7 protein-coding genes are annotated in these 7,474 nt (G+C 42.1%); 4 read left to right on the top strand and 3 right to left on the bottom strand.

What is annotated here, in order from left to right; translation table 11 throughout:
* Positions 1–50: 50 nt before the first annotated feature.
* The 3 genes from B4Z47_RS20875 to rsmA are packed head-to-tail and all read right to left on the bottom strand — an operon-like array spanning position 51 to position 3,007.
* A complete protein-coding gene (locus tag B4Z47_RS20875) occupies positions 51–983 on the bottom strand; it encodes an NAD(P)-dependent oxidoreductase (protein ID WP_115046571.1) in 933 nt (310 codons plus the stop codon).
* A 58-nt stretch (positions 984–1,041) separates the two neighbouring features.
* Positions 1,042–2,226 carry an FAD-dependent monooxygenase gene (locus tag B4Z47_RS20870; protein ID WP_115046572.1) on the bottom strand — a complete coding sequence of 395 codons (1,185 nt, stop codon included), beginning with the start codon at positions 2,224–2,226 and terminating at the stop codon, positions 1,042–1,044.
* Between the two features lies 1 nt (position 2,227).
* The gene (gene rsmA / locus B4Z47_RS20865) at positions 2,228–3,007 is read right to left on the bottom strand and encodes a 16S rRNA (adenine(1518)-N(6)/adenine(1519)-N(6))-dimethyltransferase RsmA (protein ID WP_115046573.1); all 780 of its coding nucleotides are present in this window, start codon (positions 3,005–3,007) and stop codon (positions 2,228–2,230) included.
* An 81-nt stretch (positions 3,008–3,088) separates the two neighbouring features.
* Here rsmA and pdxA point away from each other — a divergent pair, with 81 nt between their 5' ends.
* From pdxA to miaA, 4 genes are all read left to right on the top strand, one after another.
* Positions 3,089–4,144 carry a 4-hydroxythreonine-4-phosphate dehydrogenase PdxA gene (gene pdxA / locus B4Z47_RS20860; RefSeq protein ID WP_070560760.1) on the top strand — a complete coding sequence of 352 codons (1,056 nt, stop codon included), beginning with the start codon at positions 3,089–3,091 and terminating at the stop codon, positions 4,142–4,144.
* 170 nt (positions 4,145–4,314) lie between these two features.
* Positions 4,315–5,748 carry a CCA tRNA nucleotidyltransferase gene (locus tag B4Z47_RS20855; protein ID WP_112374904.1) on the top strand — a complete coding sequence of 478 codons (1,434 nt, stop codon included), beginning with the start codon at positions 4,315–4,317 and terminating at the stop codon, positions 5,746–5,748.
* 45 nt (positions 5,749–5,793) lie between these two features.
* On the top strand, positions 5,794–6,387 hold the full coding sequence (locus B4Z47_RS20850) for an IS1096 element passenger TnpR family protein (protein ID WP_112374903.1): 594 nt from the start codon (positions 5,794–5,796) through the stop codon (positions 6,385–6,387).
* Positions 6,388–6,432: 45 nt separating this feature from the next.
* Positions 6,433–7,353 carry a tRNA (adenosine(37)-N6)-dimethylallyltransferase MiaA gene (gene miaA, locus B4Z47_RS20845; protein WP_115046574.1) on the top strand — a complete coding sequence of 307 codons (921 nt, stop codon included), beginning with the start codon at positions 6,433–6,435 and terminating at the stop codon, positions 7,351–7,353.
* The last annotated feature ends 121 nt before the right edge of the window (positions 7,354–7,474 follow it).

Here is a 7,474-nt window from a genome sequence, read left to right as displayed (position 1 = left end):
ATTGATTGATTGATTGATTGAAGATTTTGGCAAATAGCTCTTTGCCAAAATTAAGACGCCAAAAAGGCGATGATCTTATCTGCGGCGACTTCCGACAATTTATAATAACTTTCAAAGGTCCATCCGGCAACATGCGGCGACAAGATTACATTGTCTCTACGGATAAGATCTGCATACCAGCTCTGTCCGGCGAGTTTTGGGAACTTTTCTACGGGCAACACATCAAATGCTGCTCCGATAATGGAACCGGAATCAAGGCCGCTTAATACTGCAGGTACCTGTACAATACCGCCTCGGGCACCAAGTAAGAAGAAAATGGGTTTCTCAAATTTTGCCAGATAATCCACATCAATCATACCTCTTGTTTCATCCGTTAAGGGGATATGGAAACTGATCACATCGGCTTCTTTGCAGATCTTTTCCATGTCTGCTGCCGATGCATATTGATCCGTATAGTCGATTCGATATTTATCATAGGCAAGTACCTGTACATCAAAGCCGGATAATTTTTTTGCCATGGCCACACCATTGTGTCCATAGCCGATCAAACCTACAGTACGCCCCTTAAGTTCATATCCACGATTGGCCTCACGCAGCCACTGCCCAGATCGTATTTGTTGGTCACCACGATTCAAATTGTTCATTAGACTAAGCAACATACCGATCATATGTTCACCTACAGCATCCCGATTGCCTTCATTGGCCGGAATTAACAGCACGTCTCTTTGCGCAGCAATTGTATCGTCGATATTGTCCATCCCAGCACCAGCACGAGCGATAAAGCGGAGGTTTGGCGCCAAGTCAAAAAAAGCTTTATCTACCTGAAATTTGGAACGGATAACCATACCCGAGTAATTAGCGATGATTTTTTCAGCTTCTTCTCGGCTGATATCAGGTTGATAATTGTAGGCGATCCCCGCCTGTTCAAATTTCTCAAGCATGATTTCATGAATGTCGTCGACGATCAAAATAGTAGTTTTCATTCAATTTTTTTTTATGTGGCACTGATCAGTGAATACCGTTGCTATGTAGTACGATGATTTAGATCCCAGCGTCATGATTATGGTTGATCTGCATAAAATCTACAGACAGTAATTTATTTAACTGTTGTTGTTTCATGCGATTGGGCATTATTTTCATGCCAAAATTTCGCATTCCTATGAGGAAAGGATTTTCCCATTGGGCTATTTTTCCTATCCTCCAGGAAGTATTACAGATATAATTTACGCGATCCAATCGTCTTTTTTCGAATCGTTGGAAAGCCAAATTAACGGAAGCTGAGGTTTGGAGTTCATCCACGAGAACAGCAACATCTTCAATAGCCTGACAGGCTCCCTGGCCCAAGTTGGGCGTCGTCGCATGTCCAGCGTCACCCAATAACAGGATATTGCCAAAAGCGAGTTGTTGAAGTGGTGTGATGTCAATAATGTCATTTGCGATTAGTTCGCTATCTTTTGTCTCCGACAGGATCGTTGGAATAGGGGCATGATAATCTTTAAAATTTTCGAGGAGCTCCTTTGTTTTCCAGTTTTTTAAGACCGGATTCTGTGCTTCTGCATTGATGCAGGCGTACCAATAGATGCGGTTATTGACAAGTGGGGTCATTCCAAAGCGTCCTTTGCTGCCCCAGGTCTCCGTTCCTTTACTGAGCTGTATGCTGCTATTGTCAATGGTTGCCCGCCAACAGGTATAGCCTGAATAACGAGGGGCGGAGCCCGGTATGAGCTGTTGTCGTAATGCTGAGTGTACGCCATCGGCAATCAAAAGAGCCTGGCCGCGTACATGACTTCCGTCTGCGAAATAAACTTGAATATCTTCCCCCTCTCGTTCAAAGGAAACGGCGCGTTTGCCGAGATGAATTTGTTCAGTGGGGATTTTGGATAGGAGAAACTGATGCAGATCAGCCCGATGGATAGCGAAGTTGTCCTGTTGATATTTCTGGCTGATTGACCTAGTGTCTGGTTCAACAAGAATATTTCCTTTTTGATCCAAGACGTTGTAGGATGCAAGGTAGTGCCCTATCGGGACGATTTCATCCTTCAATCCGAGATGTTCCAAAGCTTGCATGGCGTTGGCCGCGAGCCCGAATCCAGCACCTATGCCTTTGAGTTCAATGGCGCTTTCATAGACATGTGCTTCAATACCTACTTTTGCAAGCCCTATTGCGGCACATAATCCAGCGATACCACCGCCAATAATCATAAATGTGCTGCCGGTCGGATGCATATTAGAGACTGTTTGCTATTTCGTTTGTTAAGCCGACAAAATCATCTACTGTTAGTCGTTCTGCGCGTAGTTCGTATAGTGGGTTGTCAGACATTTTATCTTTCGGAACAACACCCGAAAGTGAGTTTCGGAGGGTCTTACGACGTTGATTGAAACCTGCTTTAACAACGCGCCAAAATAATTTCTCATCACAATTCAATTGTTCCCTGTCGTTGCGTGTCATGCGAATCACGCCCGACAATACTTTTGGCGGTGGATTGAATGCTCCCGCCTTTACAGTAAACAGGTATTCTACTTTATAATACGCCTGTAAAAAGACACTCAAGATGCCATATTCTTTACTTCCTGCTTTGGCAGTACAGCGTTCAGCGACCTCTTTCTGGAACATCCCCGCCATTTGAACAACACGATGCCGCTCATCCAAAATTTTAAAGAGAATCTGAGAGGAGATGTTGTACGGAAAATTGCCGATAACGGCCATTTTCTCGCCAAAATACTGTGAAAAGTCAAGGCTCAGGAAATCACCGTGGATCAATCGCTTACCCAACTGGGGATATTTATCGTCCAAATAAGCAATGGATTCATCATCCACATCGATCAAATAAGTTTCATAATCTTCCTTCTGCAAGAGAAAATCTGAAAGTACCCCCATTCCCGGGCCAACTTCAAGCACCTGGCTAAAACCCAAATTAGGATCCAATGCTTCCACAATCTTTTGTGCAGCATTTTTATCGTTCAAGAAATGCTGTCCTAAATGTTTTTTTGCTCTTACTGTGCTCATAGTGCAAAAGTAAAAAATAAATAAGTGAAAAGTCATTCTAAGAAAAAAATCCCTATTTTTGAATCAAAGCATTTAAACAGAATGAGCGATAAATTAAAAATCGGAATTACCGTAGGCGATATTAACGGCATTGGACTTGAAGTCATCATTAAATCTTTGGTAGATCAGCGTATGTGCGATTTCTTTACGCCAGTGGTTTACGGAAATACAAAGGTGGCTTCTTTTCACCGTAAAGCGATCGGTGTAAATGATTTTAGTTTTAACGTGATCAATGATGCTGAGCAGGCGCATTCCAAAAGAGCAAATATGATCAATTGCTGGCAGGAAGACGTCAAGATTTCGTTGGGTGAAGAAAACGAGATCGGCGGTAAATATGCTTTCCTTTCGTTGGAGAAAGCTGTTGAAGACCTGAAAGCCGGCAAGATTGATGCTTTAGTGACTGCCCCAATTAATAAGCATAATATTCAACAGGAGGGATTTCAATTTCCCGGCCATACCGAATACTTGCAGGCCAAAGTAGAGGCTGATGATGTATTGATGTTTATGGTTTGTGATGAATTGCGTATTGGCGTGGTAACAGGTCATATTCCACTGCATGAGGTTGCGGCGAATATTACCGAAGAGGCTATTCTTAAAAAGCTAGCCCTCATGAATGACTCATTGAAGAAAGATTTTTGGATTGAAAAGCCTAAGATCGCAGTTTTGGGACTAAATCCACATGCTGGCGATCATGGGATTATTGGTACCGAAGATGATCAGATCATTAGACCTACCGTAGAAAAAGCAAACGAACAGGGGATCTTCTGCTTTGGTCCATATCCTGCCGATGGATTCTTCGCAAAAGGTGCTTATGAGAAATTCGATGCGGTACTCGCGATGTACCATGACCAGGGTTTAATCCCTTTTAAGCATATTGCCAAAGGTGCCGGTGTAAACTTTACAGCTGGTTTACCTATTGTACGTACTTCGCCAGATCACGGTACAGGCTATGATATTGCTGGAAAAAACTTAGCTTCTGAAAGCTCTTTTGTAGAGGCAATTTTCTCGGCTTTACATATTGTAAAACGCCGCCGTGAACAAGCCGAATTACTTAAAAATCCACTTGCTTTCCGTAAGTTATCCAAAGATAGAGACTAAATATTCCGTCTTACTTTTTTAGGGACAAGGATAAAGAGGGTTGATTTAATCTGTAAGCTCGCCGCTTATAGTGTCAGCGTCTTTGATCCTTGTTCAATTGTCTCTAATTCCAATACAAAAAAAATTGTTACTTTTGCAAACTGTTTGGTTTTTTACCTGCTGTTCTAACTATGTACGATAATTTACAACATCCAATATTTTCAATCATTAAGGAACTCGCCGAGACAACAAATACAGAATGTTATGTCATCGGGGGATATGTTCGCGACTATATTATGAAGCGGCCTTTTAAGAATGATGTGGATATTGTTGTCGTCGGCAGCGGCATTGAATTTGCGACTTTACTGGGTGATAGGCTACATACTAAAGTTGCTGTCTACAAGAATTTTGGTACAGCCATGCTGGTTTATGAAGGACTCAATGTGGAGTTCGTCGGTGCCCGAAGGGAATCCTATCGTGCCAACTCGCGTAAGCCTATTGTGGAAGACGGTACCTTATCCGATGATCAAAATCGACGTGATTTTACGATCAACGCGATGGCGTTTTCATTGAATAAAGCAGATTATGGTGCTTTGGTGGATCCGTTTGACGGCGTGCAAGATCTTGAACAACGTATTATTCGAACGCCTCTAGATCCGATAGAAACGTTTTCTGATGATCCACTGCGTATGATGCGGGCTATCCGTTTTGCGACACAGCTAAATTTTAAAATCACGATTGATGCAATCAAAGCGATTAGCGATACCAAAGAGCGAATAAAGATTATCTCGAAAGAACGTATTATCGATGAAATCAATAAGATTATTCTCTCACCTAAACCGTCAGTAGGTTTTAAATATCTTTTTGATACCGGTCTCCTGGAATTGATATTTCCGGCCATGTATAATTTGCACGGGGTTGATGTCATTGATGGCAAAGGCCATAAAGATAATTTCTACCACACCTTGGAAGTGCTGGATAATGTATGTGAATTGTCTGATGACCTCTGGTTACGTTGGGCAGCGATTATGCATGATATTGCCAAACCGGCAACAAAACGTTTCGATAAAAAGCTCGGCTGGACCTTTCATGGGCACGAAGATCGTGGTGCCCGTATGGTACCAAAGCTTTTTGCCGAACTAAAGTTGCCGCTCCATGAGAAAATGAAATTTGTGCAAAAGTTGGTACAATTGCATCTTCGGCCAATTGTCTTGGCGCAGGATATCGTAACAGATTCTGCTGTACGTCGTCTGTTGTTTGAGGCTGGCGATGATATTGAAGCCCTGATGATGTTATGTCATGCGGATGTGACCACAAAAAATGAGTTTAAAAAGAAGAAATATCGTCAGAATTTTGAACTTGTCAAACAAAAATTGAAGGATGTCGAAGAGCGGGACAAGGTTCGGAACTGGCAGCCGCCGATCAGTGGCGAGGATATCATGATCCTATTTGGCTTGGCACCAGGGCGTACTGTAGGGTTGCTGAAAAATTTGATTCGCGAGGCTATTTTAGAGGGCGAGATTCCAAATTCCAGAGTAGAAGCATACCAATTTTTGGTGAAAAAAGCAGGGGAAATGAACCTGACGATCAAAGAAGAAATCCCATTGGAAATTTCCAATTCTTAAAATATAGTATTAATTTTAGAGGGTTAAAAGAAGAAAATAGCAGAGATGGCAATTTATAGATTTAGAGTTACTTTTGAGGATTATGAAGATGTATATCGTGAGATCGACATGCCTTCTAAAAGCACATTTATAGACCTACATGAGGAAATCCATAAATCAACAGGTTATGCTGCAGATGCATCTTCCTCGTTCTATGTGAGCAATGATCAGTGGAAAAAGGGAACAGAGATTGCATTCAAGCCTACACAACGTAAAAAAGATGCTGAGGTATTGTTGATGGAGAATATCCGTTTAAGTAAGTTTATCGATGATCCACATCAGAAATTTTACTACGTTTACAATTTTGATCGCCCTTATGATTTCCAGGTTGAATTGATCAAGATCTTGAAGGAAGAGGATGGAAAGGACTATCCGGCGTTGTTTAAATCTATTGGTCAGGTTCCCAAAACAATGACTGCTGCTAATTTTCCGGTCTCAGATGCTGTTGAAGAGGACGATTATGTGGAGGAAGACGATACGCAATATGGGGTCGATGATGAAGACGAACTGGATGGCTTCGACAGCGATGGCGACGATGAGGAAGAGGGCGAAGAAGGTGAAGAGCGTGAAGAATCCAGCGGCTACGAAGACGAATATTAATTAAGAAGACTTTACAGGTTCTTTCGGCCTGTGAAGTGCTATATTATGGCAAATAAAAAAACATTGATAGCCATTGTGGGGCCAACTGCTGTTGGTAAGACTACAATGGCTATTTCATTGGCACAATATTTTAAAACAGCGATCATTTCGGCTGATTCCCGTCAGTTCTATCGGGAAATGTCTATTGGTACGGCTAAACCAGATCCAGTGGAACTTGCTGCTGCTCCCCATTATTTCATTGATTCACACTCCATCACGCAGGATTATTCTGCAGGAGATTTTGAACGGGAGGCTTTACTGAAACTAGAAGAGTTATTTCAATTGCATGACGTCGTCATTATGGTAGGTGGATCAGGCTTGTTTGTACGGGCCCTATGCGAAGGATTGGATGATCTACCCAAGGCCGGAGATGAAGTGCGCGAGCGACTTAATCATGAACTTGCAGTATTGGGATTGGAGGCCTTAAAAGATCGATTGAAAAGTATTGACCCTATATATTTTGAAACGGCAGACATCGATAATCCGCAACGTGTAGTCCGGGCGCTTGAAGTTTTTGAGGCGACTGGTAAACCGATGTCATTTTACCATAAGAAAGATGTCGAAAAAAGACCTTTTGATATTCTTACCATTGGCTTGAATATGGATCGGGCAAAGTTGTATGAACGGATCAATTTACGTGTCGATCTGATGATAAAAAATGGCTTGCTGGACGAAGTGAAAGCATTACTTCCTTTCAGAACGAAGCCTGCACTACTCACTGTTGGGTACGCCGAGTTGTTTGATTATCTTGATGGCAAGCAGTCTTTGACGGAAGCGACCGAAAAAATCAAACAAAATTCGAGACGTTATGCCAAGCGGCAGATTACTTGGTTTAAAAAATATGGTCATACGCACTGGTTTCAATCCCACGAGACAGCCGCTATTATTGATTTTATTGAAAAGGAGTTGGGGGGAGAGCATTCCTAAGGATCTGATAGGAGAGAACTTGGGGTTATCCGCGAAGATTCAAATGAAGCATATGGCCTGTGTTTCAAAGCATACCTATCGTACACAGGCAATTTAAATAGAAGAAATAAAAAAAGCCTTT

The organism is Sphingobacterium sp. UBA2610 (genome assembly GCF_002339225.1).
Lineage (GTDB): Bacteria > Bacteroidota > Bacteroidia > Sphingobacteriales > Sphingobacteriaceae > Sphingobacterium > Sphingobacterium multivorum.
This window is presented reverse-complemented; position numbering and strand designations above follow the sequence as displayed.

What these genes read in the sequence shown, in the direction of transcription:
- B4Z47_RS20875 (WP_115046571.1), bottom strand. Translation starts at nt 983, where the DNA reads ATGAAAACTACTATTTTGATCGTCGACGACATTCATGAAATCATGCTT.
- B4Z47_RS20870 (WP_115046572.1), bottom strand. Translation starts at nt 2,226, where the DNA reads ATGCATCCGACCGGCAGCACATTTATGATTATTGGCGGTGGTATCGCT.
- rsmA (WP_115046573.1), bottom strand. Translation starts at nt 3,007, where the DNA reads ATGAGCACAGTAAGAGCAAAAAAACATTTAGGACAGCATTTCTTGAAC.
- pdxA (WP_070560760.1), top strand. Translation starts at nt 3,089, where the DNA reads ATGAGCGATAAATTAAAAATCGGAATTACCGTAGGCGATATTAACGGC.
- B4Z47_RS20855 (WP_112374904.1), top strand. Translation starts at nt 4,315, where the DNA reads ATGTACGATAATTTACAACATCCAATATTTTCAATCATTAAGGAACTC.
- B4Z47_RS20850 (WP_112374903.1), top strand. Translation starts at nt 5,794, where the DNA reads ATGGCAATTTATAGATTTAGAGTTACTTTTGAGGATTATGAAGATGTA.
- miaA (WP_115046574.1), top strand. Translation starts at nt 6,433, where the DNA reads ATGGCAAATAAAAAAACATTGATAGCCATTGTGGGGCCAACTGCTGTT.